Origin of the sequence: Micromonospora sp. NPDC000668, from assembly GCF_042897975.1 — a bacterium.
In the GTDB taxonomy this organism is placed as follows: domain Bacteria; phylum Actinomycetota; class Actinomycetes; order Mycobacteriales; family Micromonosporaceae; genus Micromonospora.
Map to the genome: position 1 here is coordinate 935,266 of NZ_JBIAYP010000002.1, position 14,519 is coordinate 949,784.

Annotated in this window: 15 protein-coding genes; 12 read left to right on the forward strand and 3 right to left on the reverse strand. The window is 72.1% G+C overall.

What is annotated here, in order from left to right:
• Nucleotides 1–72 precede the first annotated feature (72 nt).
• A complete protein-coding gene (locus tag ACFY29_RS13855; protein ID WP_386985857.1) occupies nucleotides 73–867 on the reverse strand; it encodes a hypothetical protein in 795 nt (264 codons plus the stop codon).
• Between the two features lie 196 nt (nucleotides 868–1,063).
• Here ACFY29_RS13855 and ACFY29_RS13860 point away from each other — a divergent pair, with 196 nt between their 5' ends.
• The 3 genes from ACFY29_RS13860 to ACFY29_RS13870 all read left to right on the forward strand — a co-directional run bounded on the left by ACFY29_RS13860 (nucleotide 1,064) and on the right by ACFY29_RS13870 (nucleotide 3,884).
• Nucleotides 1,064–1,486 (forward strand): VOC family protein, encoded by a 423-nt coding sequence (locus ACFY29_RS13860; RefSeq protein ID WP_386985859.1) that lies wholly within the window; start codon nucleotides 1,064–1,066, stop codon nucleotides 1,484–1,486.
• Between the two features lie 139 nt (nucleotides 1,487–1,625).
• On the forward strand, nucleotides 1,626–2,807 hold the full coding sequence (locus ACFY29_RS13865; protein WP_386985861.1) for a low temperature requirement protein A: 1,182 nt from the start codon (nucleotides 1,626–1,628) through the stop codon (nucleotides 2,805–2,807).
• A 30-nt stretch (nucleotides 2,808–2,837) separates the two neighbouring features.
• Nucleotides 2,838–3,884, forward strand: a complete 1,047-nt coding sequence (locus ACFY29_RS13870) for a P1 family peptidase (protein WP_386985863.1) — start codon at nucleotides 2,838–2,840, stop codon at nucleotides 3,882–3,884.
• A 31-nt stretch (nucleotides 3,885–3,915) separates the two neighbouring features.
• Here ACFY29_RS13870 and ACFY29_RS13875 read toward each other — a convergent pair whose 3' ends face one another.
• On the reverse strand, nucleotides 3,916–4,713 hold the full coding sequence (locus tag ACFY29_RS13875; protein ID WP_386985865.1) for an SAM-dependent methyltransferase: 798 nt from the start codon (nucleotides 4,711–4,713) through the stop codon (nucleotides 3,916–3,918).
• 147 nt (nucleotides 4,714–4,860) lie between these two features.
• Here ACFY29_RS13875 and ACFY29_RS13880 point away from each other — a divergent pair, with 147 nt between their 5' ends.
• Together ACFY29_RS13880 and ACFY29_RS13885 are read left to right on the forward strand one after the other, a co-directional pair.
• On the forward strand, nucleotides 4,861–5,325 hold the full coding sequence (locus ACFY29_RS13880) for a hypothetical protein (RefSeq protein ID WP_386985866.1): 465 nt from the start codon (nucleotides 4,861–4,863) through the stop codon (nucleotides 5,323–5,325).
• 350 nt (nucleotides 5,326–5,675) lie between these two features.
• Nucleotides 5,676–6,305 carry a phosphatase PAP2 family protein gene (locus ACFY29_RS13885; RefSeq protein WP_386985868.1) on the forward strand — a complete coding sequence of 210 codons (630 nt, stop codon included), beginning with the start codon at nucleotides 5,676–5,678 and terminating at the stop codon, nucleotides 6,303–6,305.
• 258 nt (nucleotides 6,306–6,563) lie between these two features.
• Here the strand turns inward: ACFY29_RS13885 and ACFY29_RS13890 are convergent, their stop codons facing one another.
• Complete coding sequence (locus tag ACFY29_RS13890) at nucleotides 6,564–7,262, reverse strand: prepilin peptidase (RefSeq protein WP_386986744.1); 699 nt, start codon at nucleotides 7,260–7,262, stop codon at nucleotides 6,564–6,566.
• A 953-nt stretch (nucleotides 7,263–8,215) separates the two neighbouring features.
• Between ACFY29_RS13890 and ACFY29_RS13895 the strand changes: the two genes are divergently transcribed.
• Genes ACFY29_RS13895 through ACFY29_RS13925 form a run of 7 tightly spaced genes read left to right on the forward strand, consistent with a single transcriptional unit; the run spans nucleotide 8,216 to nucleotide 14,518 of the window.
• Nucleotides 8,216–8,752, forward strand: coding sequence for a hypothetical protein (locus tag ACFY29_RS13895; RefSeq protein ID WP_386986747.1), 537 nt, complete (start codon nucleotides 8,216–8,218; stop codon nucleotides 8,750–8,752).
• Entirely contained in the window at nucleotides 8,746–9,705 is a 960-nt protein-coding gene (locus ACFY29_RS13900) for a hypothetical protein (protein ID WP_386986750.1), read from the forward strand. Before ACFY29_RS13895 ends, ACFY29_RS13900 begins: the two co-directional genes overlap by 7 nt.
• A 37-nt stretch (nucleotides 9,706–9,742) precedes the next feature.
• A complete protein-coding gene (locus tag ACFY29_RS13905) occupies nucleotides 9,743–10,402 on the forward strand; it encodes an SAF domain-containing protein (protein WP_386985870.1) in 660 nt (219 codons plus the stop codon).
• Between the two features lie 2 nt (nucleotides 10,403–10,404).
• Complete coding sequence (locus ACFY29_RS13910; RefSeq protein WP_386985871.1) at nucleotides 10,405–11,205, forward strand: ParA family protein; 801 nt, start codon at nucleotides 10,405–10,407, stop codon at nucleotides 11,203–11,205.
• Nucleotides 11,195–12,736, forward strand: coding sequence for a CpaF family protein (locus tag ACFY29_RS13915; RefSeq protein WP_386985873.1), 1,542 nt, complete (start codon nucleotides 11,195–11,197; stop codon nucleotides 12,734–12,736). Before ACFY29_RS13910 ends, ACFY29_RS13915 begins: the two co-directional genes overlap by 11 nt.
• Nucleotides 12,737–12,740: 4 nt before the next feature.
• Nucleotides 12,741–13,643 (forward strand): type II secretion system F family protein, encoded by a 903-nt coding sequence (locus ACFY29_RS13920; protein ID WP_386985875.1) that lies wholly within the window; start codon nucleotides 12,741–12,743, stop codon nucleotides 13,641–13,643.
• Nucleotides 13,644–13,651: 8 nt separating this feature from the next.
• Nucleotides 13,652–14,518, forward strand: coding sequence for a type II secretion system F family protein (locus ACFY29_RS13925; protein ID WP_386986752.1), 867 nt, complete (start codon nucleotides 13,652–13,654; stop codon nucleotides 14,516–14,518).
• Nucleotide 14,519 lies beyond the last annotated feature (1 nt).

Here is a 14,519-nt window from a genome sequence, read left to right on the forward strand (position 1 = left end):
TTGTCCACCGTGCGCGGCTACGATTCGCGGTCAGTTTGCCACGCAGCCCAGGTCACCGACCTGGGTTCGGTGTCAGTGCGGGTACTTCCCGAATGCGCTGCTCAAGGCGACCTCGGCGGTGCAGCTCATCTCGCCTGGGGCTAGCTGGGTGTGCGAAGGCCGCCAAAGCTCCGCTCCCTTCGAGGTGACGCGGGCCAGGATGCAGTCGTACTGCGAGGCTCGCAAGGCGACGCCAACCGTGCCGTCCCGCGCGGCGACGTCCTGGCGAATCGCCGGGTCGAGCTGCAGGCCTACGATCGCCGCGCGGACGGCGGCTTCGTTCGAGCCGGCGGACTGGAGGGCGTGCTTCAGTCGGTCATCGACGCCGTCGAGCGACGGGTCCTTGGTGACCGGTACCGGAGCTTCCGTCGGGCAGGCGATGTCGTCGTCGCGGGTGTCGTCCTCTGGGCCGAGCTGGATTCGAAAGCAGATCTGCTCGTCGCGTTCTTTGATCACTGAGCCGTCCGCGCCGATCTCCACACCATGACCGACCACCTGGAGCACCAGGCTCACGCCGGTCTGCCAGTGCGTCTCGCCGCTGACCGCGAGGACCTTGACGTCGGGGTGCTGGCCTGCGGAGTGCACGTACTTGTCAGCCTGGTAGAGGTGGTCGTACTCGAACCGGAAAAGGACTCTGTCGACCTTCTCCGCAGCATCGGCCACCGCGCTCTTGTGGACCGAGCTCTCCCGAAGGTCAACGGAATTGCCGATTTTGTCCGCGAGCCGGCCCCCCAGTTTGTTGAGGAACGCCCACGACGCGCCGCCCACCAGCGCCACAACCAGGAGCACCACCACGCCGGACGCTATCTGCTGTTTCCTGCGATCCACGAGCGTGAGTATGCCCGCGCCGGACAAGCCGCGCCGCCCACAAGGCCCGCGACAGAAATGTCTCGGAAGGGAGCCGACGGCAACAGCACCCCGGCATGTTTCTCATTCTGCCCGCAGAAGAGGACACATCCTGGCCGCTTCCGCTGTGAGGGTTGTCGAGCGTCAGACATCCACCCGAACGCGCAAGGAGCTCATCATGTCCGTCACGACCACGACCCACCTGAACTTCCGGGGTGACGCCCGCGCGGCGCTGGAGTTCTACCAGTCCGTGTTCGACGGCCACCTCGTCCTCGTCACCTACAAGGACGCCGGCAACGTCCAGGAGGAGTCCGAGGCCGACCAGGTCATGTGGGGCCAGGTGCTCGCCGGGAACGGTTTTCACGTCATGGCGTACGACGTGCCCGCCAAAATGGCCTACGACCAGGGAGAGAACTCCTTCTTCGTCTCCCTGCGGGGCAAGACGGTCGAGGAGGTCACCGGCTACTGGGAGAAGCTCTCCGCCGGGGCGAGCGTGGTGATTCCCCTGGGCCCGGCGGGCTGGGCGCCCGCCTACGGGATGCTGCGGGACCGCTTCGGTGTCGTCTGGGTCGTCGACGTCGTCAGCGAATACAGCGCGTAGCAGCACCCACCCTGGATGGGCGGGAGGGAACCACCCCGCCCATCCAGGGCCTTCGGCCAACGACCAGACCGGGCCTATCAGCACTGCCGCATGGTACGAATGCCTCGACACGTGCAAAAGCCATAGAACGGGCGAGTCGATGACGGCGAGTAGGGCGGGCAAGCTGCTTCGGAAGCCCGGGGATCCGCAACGGGCAACGTTCCTGGAGCTGTTCTTCGACCTGGCGTTCGTCTACGTGCTCACCCAGCTCTCGCAGGTGCTCAGCCGGGATCTCACGTGGCGCGGCGCCTTCCACACGATGGTGTTGCTGCTGGCGGTGTGGTGGGTGTGGTGCAGCACGGCGACAGTGCCCGACAGGTTCGACCCGCAGCGGCCGGCGATACAGGCGCTGGTCATCGCGACCCTGGTCGGCAGCCTGGTGATGGCTGTCGCGCTACCCGAGGTGTTCGGCGCGCAGGGCTTCGTCTTCGCGGGCGCGTACGTCGCCATCCAGGTCGGTCGAAGCCTCGGCCTTCTGATCGCCCTGCGGGGCCACGAACTGCAGCGCGGCGCCGTACGGACGCTTGTCTGGTTCGGCGTGTCTGCCGTGCCGTGGATCGCGGGGGCGCTCGTGCACGGCGCCGCGCGCGAGGCACTGTGGACGCTGGCGGTGGCCCTTGACTACCTGGCCGGCAAACTCCGCTACCCCATACCCGGCCTGGGCCGCTCGCCGACCTCCGAGTTGCCGAGCGCGGCCGAGCACCTGGCCGAGCGTCACCGGCAGTTCTTCATCATCGCGCTCGGCGAGTTGATCCTGGTCTCCGCTTCGACCCTCGGCGGCGAGGGCTTCGCGCCCGACCGGACCACGGCATTCCTGGTGTCGATCGCCACCACCGTGCTGCTCTGGCGCATCTACATCTACCGCGCCGGGGAAGTGTCGGCCGCGGCCATCGCCGGATCTTCCGACCCGGCCCGCCTCGGCCTGTCGGCGTTCTACGCCCACCTGGTCATGGTGGCCGGCGTCGTCGTGACCGCTGTCGGCGCCGAACTCGTCATCGCCCATCCGACCGGGCACCCTCAACCGGCCTGGATCGCGGTCATCCTCGGCGGGCCCGCGCTGTTCCTGGCCGGCCGTGCCCGGTTCGAGTACGCAGTCTTCGCCCGGGTGTCCTGGGATCGACCGATCGGGCTGCTCGCGTTGGCCGCCCTGGCACCGGTCATGCTCCTCGTACCATCGCTCGTGGCCACCCTCGCCGCCACCGCGGTCCTGGCCGGGGTTGCCATCTCCGATGCCGCCCACGCGAGAGGGCACCCGCCCGAGCCGCCCTCACCGCCCGGCTAGCCGGAACCATTCGACGACAACAGGAGCAGCATGGACCAGCCGAGCCGCCGCCGCGCCCGCGACCTCGGGGTCGTCGTCGGGCCGCTGCCGACCGGCCCGCACAACGCGATCACCGACGTCGCCGGAATCCTGGTCGGCCACACCACCATCGACGACGGCGCCGACCTGCACACCGGCGTCACCGCCGTCGTACCGAGCCAACTCGGCCCGGGACGATGGACCCTGCCGGGCGCCGTGTATTCCGGCAACGGCCACGGGAAGCTCGTCGGCTCGACACAGGTGGACGAACTCGGCGTACTGGAGTCACCGATCGTCCTGACCGCCACGCTGTCCGTCTTCCGGGCGGCGGACGCGCTGCTGAGTCACCTGATGGACCGTCGCCCCGAGGGCCTGTCGTTCAACCCCCTGGTCGGCGAGACCAACGACGGCCACCTTTCGGACATCCGCCGCCGCCCGATCAACGAGGGACACGTGCTCGCCGCGATCACGGGGGCGTCCGGCGAACCGCCGGCGGAGGGCTGCGTCGGGGCGGGCACCGGTACCACGACGCTGGGCTTCAAGGGCGGCATCGGCACCTCGTCGAGGACGGTACGGGTGGCCGACCGTCCGGCGACGGTCGGTGCCCTCGTCCAGTCCAACTTCGGTGGAGAGTTGACCGTCCTCGGCGTCCCGATGCCGGTCGATGAGCTGATCCAGGACGCCGACCGGAGCGAACCGCCCGGCAACTCCTGCATGATCGTGGTGGCCACTGACGTACCCCTGGACGCCCGGCAGCTCGGACGGCTCGCCCGGCGGGCGGTCTTCGCGATGGGCCGGGTCGGGGCGTCCTACAGCAACGGCAGCGGCGACTACGCGATCGCGTTCAGCACCGCACCACCGGACCGGCAACCCATCCCCGACGGGGAGATCAACCCGGTCTTCGCCGCCGTCCTGGACTCGGTCGAGGAAGCGCTGCTCAACTCCCTCTTCACCGCCGCCACCACCACCGGTGTGGCCGGTCGTACCAGTCACGCCGTTCCGCACGAGGCGATGATCCGGCGGTTGTCGGCGGCGGGCCGGCTGGCGGCGCCAGCCTGATCGGGCGTGGGCCGCTGGCGGCGAAAGCGGGTCAGTGGTGGATGCCGACTCCGGCATAGCCGTGCGAATCCACGGCCTCCCGTTCGCCGTCCGGCCGCCACCGAGTGGTTTCGACCAGGCCGGGCTCCACCAGGTCGTACCCGGTGAAGAAGCGCAGCGTCTCGGCGTGCGTGCGGGGCACCAGCGGGGCACTGCTGTTGCGATATACGGCCTGCCCGCGCTCGGCCAGCTCCGGCGGGATGCCGTCCAGCGTCAGGTGGGACAGCACCAGGTGGCTGCCGGGCGCGGTGGCGTCGCGCAGCCGGGCGATCGCCGCCCACGGGTCGTCGTCGTCCGACACGAAGTGCAGCACCGCGAGGAGCAGCACCGCCACCGGGCGGTCCAGGTCGAGGGTGCCCCGCACGTCCGGGTGGGCCAGCAGCTCGTCCGGCCGGCGCAGGTCGCCTTGGACGACCGCGGTCCCGGGCGCGCCGGTCAGCAACTGCCGGGCGTACGCGACGGCCACCTCGTCGTAGTCGACGTAGACCACCCGAGCGTCGGGCGCCACCGTCTGCACCACCTCGTGCACGGTGCCCTGCGTGGGCAGCCCGGCGCCGATGTCGAGGAACTGGCGGACGCCCTGCTCGGCGGCGTACCGGACGGCCCGGCGCAGGAAGTGCCGGTTGGTCTGGGCGGCGACCCCGGTCTCCGGGAAGAGTTCGAGCACCCGTTCGGCGGCGGCCCGGTCAGCGGCGAAGTTGTGGCTACCGCCCAGGAAATAGTCGTACATCCGGGCGACGTTGGGTCGGGCGCTGACGTCGGTCGGGTCGGGTGCCGGCTGGTCGGTCACGAGGGGGTTCCCTTCGACGGCAAGGTCGGATCTCGATGTCTAGCACCCGGGACGACGACCCGCTGACCCCTCGTGTCGTTGATCCGGCTGCGCCCCTGGTCACGGCCGACCACGGTGGGGGCACCGACTCATCGAGGAGCGACGCCGATGACCAGTCAGCGGGAAACCGTGCGGGTCGACCACGACCTGTTCCGCGCCGTGTACGACTCGCCCGCGTCGCTGCCCGGCCGGCATCGGTGGACCACCCCGGAATCGGACGTCCGGCGGCTGGAGAAGCTGCTCGGCATGCCCGCACGCAGCATCGGCGCCCCGCTCTGGGTCAGCGGCGACGAGCCGGACTGCCCGAAGTGCAGCCGGCGGATCACCTGGTACGACATCGTCTCGTCGGCGCTCTCCGGCCTGCACGACAAGACCATGATCGCCACCGTCATCCTCGGCGAGCACAAGTACGTCAACACCGAGGTGCCGGATGCCATCCCCGGCGTCCGCTGCACCGACTGCCGCACCGCGATCGAGGGCCTGCGCAGCTTCAAGTGCCACAACTGGGCGTACGCCTTCGAGGAGCTGGAGGCCGTCCGCCAGCGGATGGCCGGCGGTCCCGCGCCGGCCTGAGCGGACCCTGGCGGGTCAGCCGGCCGGGCGATCGGCGGGGCGGCGATCGGGTGGTGACTGCGGGCTCGGTCCCGGGGTCGGGCAGCGGCGGCATCGACCGGGTGACCGGCGTGGTGCCGGTGACCCGCAACTGCTCCCGTGGCTGGCACTCGTACGCGGCTGACGTGGCTGCCCGGTATCCCGCACGGCACACCCTCATCGACGTCCCTGATCAGACAAGCAGAGCCGACTGTGTGATCACTGGACGAAGGTCGGGAGGCGGTCCCGACCTTCGACTCCTGCGCTGCCCAGTGCCGCTTTCTACGCTTTCTCCCAGATGAACGGGGTATGAACATTTGGTGAGGTGATTCATGGTGGAAACCGGCAACGTGGACGTTCCGGAGATCAGCGCCGATTGGTACCGCGACATGGTCGACGTCGCCGCCGACAGCCCGCAACCGGTGCAGTGGTTCGTCGGGCACGCCACCGAGGGGGTGATCCTGCTGCTCGGCGCGCTGCTGCTGATGGCCGCGCTGAGCCGCCTGTCCGGCGGCCCGCGCGACCGGGCGCTCGCCCTGGTCGCGCCGGTGCCGACCCTCCTGGCGTACGCGGGCAGCGAGTGGATCAAGACGGTGGTGGACGAAGATCGCCCGTGCCGGACAATCGGCTCGGCGATCATCGCGGGTGCCTGCCCACCCCCGGGCGACTGGTCGTTCCCCAGCAACCACGCCACCCTGGCGGGAGCGCTGGCGGTCACCACGCTGCTGCTGTCCCGCCGGTTCGGACTGGTCGCGCTGCCGTTGGCCGCGCTGGCCGCCTTCTCCCGGGTCTTCGTGGGCGTGCACTACCCGCACGACGTGGCTGCGGGCGTACTGCTCGGTGCCCTGGTCGCCGTGCTGGCCACCCCGCTGCTGGCCCGCCTGGCCGCCGAGGCACTACGCCGCCGGACCGACCGCACCCGTCGCCCGGTCCCCGACCTGGCCGGTCCACCCCGCTCCTGACCCACCCGGCTGACACCGCCGCGCTCACACCGCCATTCGCCACCAAGATCGCGCTCGATCCTGGTTGTAGTGGCCTCGACCGCGAACGAGACCACTACATCCTGGATCGAGCACGATCTTGCGGCGGGCGGCGGGCGGCTGGCGGCGGGCGGCGGGCGGCTGGCGGCTGGCGGCTGGCGGCTGGGCGGCTGGCGGCGGGCCGGGCGGGCGGGTGGCCCGGGCGACAGGCGGGCGCGGGCGGGTCCGGGCGGTGGGCGGTTAATTGGCTGCCAGGAGGGCGCCGACGGTGCCGAGCAGCAGGAACGGGCCGAACGGCAGGTGGCTGCTCCAGCGGGCCCGCCGGGCGGCCAGCAGTCCCAGGCTGACCAGCGCGGACAGCCCGAACGCGAGCAACAGCCCGAACATCAGGACCGGCCAGCCGTACCAGCCGAGCAGCGCGCCCACGCTGAGCGCCAGCTTGGCGTCACCCAGCCCGAAGCCACTGCGGCCGAGCAGCAGCGTGCTGCCGGCGAAGAGCAGCGCCAGCCCTGCGCCAGCGGTGACGGCGCGCAGCCAGTCCCCTGTTTCGGCATCGCCGAGTGCGGCAGCACCGAGCAGCAGCCAGGTCCCGGCTGCCGCCGGCAGTGTGAGCCGGTCCGGCAACCGGTGCACGGCCAGGTCGACGAAGACCGCCGGGACCGTCCAGCCGAGCCACCACGCCAGTGCCGGCAGCACCCCGACCGGCGGGCCGACCAGCACCAGCAGGACCACTGCGGCGAGCGTGGCCAACTCGACCGTGCCGGGCCGCGGGCCGACGCGGGATCGGCAGCGACCGCACCGGCCGGTCGGTCCCAGCGCGGGCCAGGGCCGGGTCAGGCGGACCGGCTCGCCGCAGGCGTCGCAGCCGGTCCGGCTGGCGGTGCCCGGGGGTACGGCGTAGCGCAGGGCGGCCAACCGCAGCACCGGGCTGGCCGCCATGATCGCCAGCAGGCCCGAGATCGAGATGCGCGGGGTGGCCGGCACGATCCCCGCCGATCGCCGGAGACCCGGGGTATCCGGCGGCACGGCATCCGCCGGCCAAGAGGCCGCTCGTCCGGCGGGTGCCGTCATGCCCGGCGGCGCGGCATTCGCCGGCTGGGAGGCCGCTCGTCCGGCGGGTGCCGTCGGTGTGGTCTCGGCCAGTTCGGCGTTCCCGGCCCTCGTCCGAGGGTCGAACCTGACACCACCGCCACCGGACGACTGGGGCGCAGGGCTCCGATCGGGTGGGTCTTCCTGACCGGGGGTGGCCGCCGAGGGGCCGGTCAGCGCCATGTCGACCCCACCGCGCGCCAGGCGCCACCCGTGAAGGCGAACACGGATCGTGACTGAACGATCGCTTTGGTGTAGCGGATGGCGCAGAAAGCGACCTGCGCGATCGGCTGCCCGATGGCCTCCCGGGCCGGGTGCCTGCCGGCCACCGCGCCGATCGGCGACGTTTGTCGACCGGCCCGCAACTCCGACCGGATGCCGGGATGACGCCGCGATGTCGCACTCCCGGGACCGGCGGAAGGGTCAGGTCGGGGTCGTCCGGCCCGGCGGCGTCCACCCATCGGCAGCCCCTCGGTCGGCAATCGCCCGGAGCGCAGCACGGACACCCACCACCACCACCTGTCATCACGGAGAGTGTTCACTTGAATTGCCTCTGTTGCATCGGCGAGCGTCAGCCTATGCTCGCCCCTTGGGTGCGACGCAAGCCTCACCACAACAACCGGACTACACAGGACATTGCATTTGTAGAAGATCCGTAACGGTGAATGTAGAAGCGCAATGAACGGCTCCGGATGTGCTGATCCGGGCGCGCTTCCGCATGCCCGGCGGCGGTGATCCGTCGCCGCACCGGGCGACCACGAGGAGGCTCGACGGTGCGCGGACGGCAGCTCAGGCGAGCGGCAATCTGCCTGCTGACGGTCGTGGCGGCGGTGCCAGTCACCGGCTGCGGCAGCGGACGGGAGGCCGTCGAAAGGCCGGCGGCGGTCCGGGGCGATGAGCAACGGGCGGATCCGGAGGTCGAACGGCGGGCCGCAGAAAAGGCGGCACTCGACGCGTACTCCGGTTATCTCGCGGCCTCGCGCACGGCGAGCCGCCGCAGTGATCCGCGTGCGCCGGAACTGACCCGGTTTCTCGCCGATCCGCTGCTCACTCGGGTCCGATGGTCCATTCGCGAGGCTAAGGAGCACGGCGCGATGCGTACCGGGACGCTGAAGTCCGACCCGACCGTGACCGCCGTCAGCCTGGACTCGAACCCGGCCACCGTGGAGATCCAGGACTGCCTGGATACGACCGGCTATCGGCTGGTCTACGCCAAGGATCAGCGGGTGGTCCCGGGCACCGGGGGCGGCCGGCACTTCGCCACCGCCACGGCAGCCCGCTATCCCGACGGCCGGTGGCTGATCAACTCCAGCGCGGCGCACCGGGACCAGCCGTGCTGACCTGGGGAGGAGGGGGCGCCCCGGCCCGTACCGCCCGGGCCGGGACGCCCCGCCGGGCGCTCGCCGGGCTCGGCCTGGCGCTGCTGCTGGCGGTCGGCGGAACCCTGCCGGCGGTCGCCGCCCAGCGTGCCGACCCCGGCGGCGAGTGCCCGCCCGACCAGCCGGACTGCAGCGTCTGGGACGACGAGCCCGGGACGCCGGGAGGTCCCGGCGGCGGCGGGGACAACGGCGGCGGGGACTCCGGCGGCGGCGGTGGTGGCGGTGTCTGCCAGTGGGGCGGGAAGACCATCCCCTGCTACGACGACCTGTTCGGTTGGTTCAACAACAGCGACGGGTGCTACTACAAGCTGACCGAAGGGCCGGTCGAGCCGCCAGAGGGACAGCAGTGGTATTTGCAAACCTGCAACGGCGGCGACGTGGGTGCCCAGGACGTGGTGCTGCTGGATGAGCCACCGCCCGGCTTCGGGGCGCCGCCCGATCCCGAGGAGTTGGCCCGCCGCGCCCTGGCGTCGATCAAACTGCTGCCGGCCCGGCTCAAGGTGGCACCCCGCAAGAGCGTCGGCCCCGGCCTGGTCGGCCTGCCGGTCTGGATGTGGGCGACGCCGAGCGCCAGCTACTTCGGCCCACTGACCGCCTCCGCCACCGACCGCGGGCTGACCGTCTCCATCGAGGCGAAGGTCAGCCGGATCGTCTGGGACATGGGCAACAACGACACGGTGACCTGCACCGGCCCCGGCACCGCGTACAACGCGAAGGGCAGTCATGCCGGCAAGCCCTCCCCGGACTGCGGCTACGACAGCGGTTACCCGAAGGCCGGCACCTACCGGGTGGGCGCCACGACGCACTGGACGGTGACCTGGAGCGGTGGTGGCGAGAGCGGCGAGATCCCGCAGACCCGGACCAGCGGCACCGTGCCGATCCAGATCAACGAACTCCAGGTGGTGACGCGATGAACGCGAGGAACGAGCGGCTCTGGACGGCGGTGGCCCGGTGAGTCTCGCGACGCGCAACGGGACCGGGTCGGTGGACGCGCCGGTCAGCCCGCCCAAGGTGGTCCGCCAGCGCCGGGTCCGCCCGGGCCTGCTCGGCCTGGCCGTACTCCTGATCGCCCTGGGTGGGCTGGGCGCGGCGTTCGCGGTCACCTCGGTCCGGGCCACCGGCAGCTACCTCGCGGTGGCCCGGCCGGTGGAGGTGGGCCGGGAGATCAGCGCCGCCGACCTGGTCGCCGTGCAGGTCGCCGGTGGTCAAGGGCTGCGCCCGGTGCCCGCCGGCAGGTTGGACGAGGTGATCGGCAAGCGGGCCGCCGTGGCGCTGGTCCCGGGCACCCTTCTCACGCTGGGGCAGGTCACCGACGACCCGCTGCTCGGCCCCGGCCAGCAGCAGATCGCGCTCGGTTTGAAGACCGCGCAGGTGCCGGCGCGCGAGTTGCACCCCGGGGACAAGGTCCTCCTGGTCAGCACCCCGGACGACGATGCCGACGGAGAAGCCGCCGCTGCGGGCACCCGGTTCTCGGCCATCGTGATCGACACGGACAGCCCGGCGAACGACGACAAGGTGCTGTACCTGGCGCTCGCCGTCCGGGACGTGCCCGCGGTGGTGGCGCTGGCCGCGGAGGAGCGGATCGCCGTCGTGCTGACCGAGGCGGCCTGAGCATGGCCATCATCGCGCTGGTGTCCGCGAAGGGCTCACCCGGCGTCACCACCTCGGCGTTGGCCTGCGCACTGTCCTGGCACCGCCGGCTCGTGCTCGCCGAGTGCGACCCGGCCGGCGGGTCGATCCTCGCCGGTTACCTGGGTGGTCAGCTGGACGGGCCGCGCGGTATCGGCGAGTTGGCCGTCGGGGAGCTGCGCGACGGCAACCTGGAGACCGCGTTCTGGTCCCAACTGGTCGACCTGGACGCGCCCCGTCGGGAACGACTGCTGCTGCCCGGGCTGGTCGACCCGACGCAGGCCGGCAGCGTCACCCCCCTGTGGCAGCGCTTCGCCGATCACTTCAACGCCCTGGACCGAGGCACTCCCGGTTACGACGTGCTGGTCGACTGCGGCCGGCTGCACGTCACCGGTCCGCCGTGGCCGCTCCTGCGGGCCGCCTCGGTGGTGCTGCTGGTGACCCGGGCACAACTGCCGGACCTCTCCGGCACCCGGGCGGTGGTCACCGCGATCGAACGGGACTTCGCCGAGCACCGGGTGCCACCGGGCACCCTGCGGCTGCTGCTGGTCGGCGACGGGCACGGGCGTACCGAGATCAGCCGCGCGCTGAAGCTGCCGGTGATCGCCCGGCTGCCACACGACCCGCGTACCGCCGGGGTGCTCGGCCTGGGTGGGACGGTGCGGGCCGGACGGCCGCTGCTGCGCGCGGCGGCCGCCCTGGAGGTGCCGGTCGGCGCGCTGCTGGAGCGGCGGCGGGCCCGGCTGGCCTGGCCGGTGCAGCAGGGGGTGTCGGATGCGGTTTGAACCGGTCTCCGCAGACCCGCGCCAGCAACCGCCGGGCGCCACCTCCATCGCGCCGCCGCTACCCCCGGCAAACGGCCGGCACCCCCAGTCGGCGCCGATGCCGCCACCGGCGCCCGCGGCCAGCGGGCCGTCGGAGCCGCCGCACCGCCCCCGCATGGACTTCCAGGTGGTCCGGGAGCTGCGCCGGGAGCTGACCGAACGGCTCACCCTGTGGCAGCGCGGCCGGGAGTTCACCGTCGACGAGGAGGACACCGAGCGGGCGCGGCTGGCCGTCGCGGTGGTCGCCGAGTACGCGGACGCGGTCCGCCGGGCCGGCACCCCGATGGCCTCCGGGGAGGAACGCCTGCTGCTCGACCAGGTGACCGCCGAGCTGGTCGGGCTCGGCCGACTGCAGACCCTCCTGGTCGACAACACCATCGAGGAGGTGCACGTCCTCGGCTGCGACCAGGTGCGGATCACCCGGCACGGCGGCGGGGTGGACTGGGCCGAGCCGATCGCCGACAGCGACGGCGAGCTGGTGGAGATCCTCCAGGCGGCGGCTCGCCGGGCCGGCGCGACCGAGCGGTCCCTGTCGACCGTGAAGCCCACCCTCGACCTGCAACTGCCCGACGGCAGCCGGCTGGCCGCGGTGTTCCTGGTCAGCCACCGCCCGTACGCGGTGATCCGCAAGCACAACACCCTGGACGTGAGCCTGGACGACCTGGCCGGCGCCCGGGGTGACCTGGACGAGATGATCGACCCGCTGCTGCGCGACTTCCTCCGGGCCGCGATGCGCGCCGGGCTGAACATCATGGTGGCCGGGCTGGCCGGCGCCGGCAAGACCACGATCATCCGGGCGCTGATGAACGAGATCCCGCCCGACGAGCCGTACGTGCTGCTGGAGGAGAGCCGGGAGCTGCTGCCAGCCCGCCGCCGGGAGCGGCACCGGGCGGTGATGAGCTTCGAGGCACGGGAGGGGCACGGCGAGCGCGGCTTCGACGGCCGGCCAGCGGGCGAGGTGACCATCGCTGACCTGATCCCGCTCTCACTGCGGATGGGCGTGCTGCGGATCATCGTGGGTGAGGTGCGGTCCCGGGAGATCGTGCCGATGCTCCAGGCGATGACGACCAGCCGGGGCTCGATGTGCACCATTCACGCCCGCACGTCCGCCGGGGTGGGTGAACGGATCGTCGAGCTGGCGCTGGCGCACGGCCGCGAGATGACCGTGGACCAGGCCCGCCGGATGGCCGGCAACGCCCTCGACCTGATCGTCTACGTCACCGTCGAGGACGAGACCGCGATCGGCGGGCGCAAGCACCGGTTCGTCTCGCATGTGGAGGAGGTGATCGGGGCTGGCGAAGCCGGCCGGATCACCACGACCACCGTCTTCGGGCCTGGTGCGGACGGCCGCGCGGTCCCCCGGCACCTGCCGGAACGGGTCCGCGACCAACTGCTGCGGGTGGGCTACGACGCCCGGCTGCTGACCCGGTGGATCGAGGCCGGCACCGGCGCCTGGCGGCGGCCTCGGCAGACCCGACTGGCGCGGCGGTGACCCGATGACGAACAGCCTTGAGTTGATCGCGGTGGTCTCCGGGGCCGCCTGTGTCGCCGGGCTGCTGCTGGCGGTGGTCGCGCTGATCGGCACCCGCCGTCCCGCCGGGCCGGGCCCGGGCGCCGGGCCGGGTCTGAGCCGGCTGTGGCGCGGCTCCGGCACCACCCCCGGCGAACAGCGGGCCTACCAGGTGCTGCTGCTCGCCGCGCTGGTCGCCGGCGCGTTGGCCTTCCTGCTGACCGGGCTGCCGGTGGTGGGTCTGCTGGTGGCGGTGGCGGTGCCCGGCACCCCGTGGCTGTTCGGGGTGGGCAAGGCCGAGCAGCGCGCGATCGCCCGGGTCGAGGCGGTCGGCGAGTGGACCCGCCGACTCAAGGACGTCTCCGGCACCGGGCAGGGCCTCCAACAGTCGATCATCGGCACGCTCGGCAGCGTGCCGCCCGGGATCGAGGACGAGGTCCGGCTGCTCGCCGCCCGGTTGCAGGCCGGCTGGCTGGCCCGCTCCGCGCTGCTGGCGTTCGCCGACGAGATCGGTGACCCGGTCTGCGACCAGGTGGTGGCCGCGCTGATCCTGCACCTCACCGACCGGGGCGAGCGGCTGGGTGACGTACTCGGCTCGATCGCCGGCGCAGCCGCCGCGGAGGTGGCCACCCGACGGGAGATCGAGGCCAAACGCACGCAGCCGCGGTTCGCGGTCCGCTTCCTCACCGGGATGACCCTGGCGACCCTGGCGTACGGGCTGATCAACACCGAGTACATCGAGCCGTACGGCACGCCGGTGGGTCAGATCGTGATGGCCGCCCTCGGCGCCGCCTTCATCGGCCTGCTGGCCTGGGTGCGGTCGATGAGCCAGCCGCAGCGGCCGGCCCGGTTCCTGCCGGCGCCGGACCCGCAGGAGGTGATCGCGTGAGCGCGATCATGAACGTGCACCTGGCCATCGCAGTGTGTGGCGGGGCCGCGATCGGGCTGGGCCTCTTCCTGGTGGTCCGCGAGCTGGTGCCGGCGACTCCGGCGCTCGGGCCCGCACTGCGCCGGTTGCACCAGCCCGCGGGCACCGGCCGGGTCGCCGCTCCCACCTCCCGCCAGCTGGACTGGCTGGCCGGGCTTTCCCGCTGGCTGCGACCACCGCACCGGCAGCTCGCCCTGATCGGTCAGACCCCCGAGCAGTACGCGCTGTCGGTGCTGCTCTCCGCGCTGATCGGACTGGCCACGCCGACCCTGCTCGGGGTGGCGCTCTACGTGCTCGGCATCTCGCTGCCGCTGGTCGTACCGGTGCTGGGCAGCCTTGGTCTGGCGTTGATCGGCGGGTTGCTGGCGCACCGGGCGGTGCTGACCAAGGCCGACACCGCCCGGGACGAGTTCCGCCAGGCGGTCTGCACCTACCTGGACCTGGTGGCGTTGCAGCTCTCCGCCGCGCACGGGCCGGTGCAGTCGTTGGAGCGCGCGGCTGCGGTCTGCGACGGCTGGGTGTTCGACCGGATCCAGGAGTCGCTGCGGATCGCCCAGATGCAGATGCACTCGCCCTGGGACGAACTGCGCGACCTCGCCGACAAGATCGGCATCCCGGAGCTGGGCGACGTCGGCGCGATCATGCGCTCCTCCGGCAGCGAGGGAGCGCAGGTGCACGAGACCCTGCGCAGCCGGGCCGACTCGCTACGCGACCAGATCCGCACCGACAACCTCGCCCGCGCCGAGGGGGTGACCAGCCGACTCGACATCCCGGGCGCACTGCTCGTCTTCGTGCTGCTCGGCTTCGTCGTCTATCCGTTCATCTCCCGCATCTGAC

Bases quoted from the DNA above. Each gene is read 5' to 3' on its own strand.
- ACFY29_RS13910 (WP_386985871.1), top strand. From the start codon at position 10,405: ATGGCCATCATCGCGCTGGTGTCCGCGAAGGGCTCACCCGGCGTCACC.
- ACFY29_RS13915 (WP_386985873.1), top strand. From the start codon at position 11,195: ATGCGGTTTGAACCGGTCTCCGCAGACCCGCGCCAGCAACCGCCGGGC.
- ACFY29_RS13860 (WP_386985859.1), top strand. From the start codon at position 1,064: ATGTCCGTCACGACCACGACCCACCTGAACTTCCGGGGTGACGCCCGC.
- ACFY29_RS13865 (WP_386985861.1), top strand. From the start codon at position 1,626: ATGACGGCGAGTAGGGCGGGCAAGCTGCTTCGGAAGCCCGGGGATCCG.
- ACFY29_RS13885 (WP_386985868.1), top strand. From the start codon at position 5,676: ATGGTGGAAACCGGCAACGTGGACGTTCCGGAGATCAGCGCCGATTGG.
- ACFY29_RS13880 (WP_386985866.1), top strand. From the start codon at position 4,861: ATGACCAGTCAGCGGGAAACCGTGCGGGTCGACCACGACCTGTTCCGC.
- ACFY29_RS13890 (WP_386986744.1), bottom strand. From the start codon at position 7,262: ATGGCGGCCAGCCCGGTGCTGCGGTTGGCCGCCCTGCGCTACGCCGTA.
- ACFY29_RS13870 (WP_386985863.1), top strand. From the start codon at position 2,838: ATGGACCAGCCGAGCCGCCGCCGCGCCCGCGACCTCGGGGTCGTCGTC.
- ACFY29_RS13925 (WP_386986752.1), top strand. From the start codon at position 13,652: ATGAACGTGCACCTGGCCATCGCAGTGTGTGGCGGGGCCGCGATCGGG.
- ACFY29_RS13920 (WP_386985875.1), top strand. From the start codon at position 12,741: ATGACGAACAGCCTTGAGTTGATCGCGGTGGTCTCCGGGGCCGCCTGT.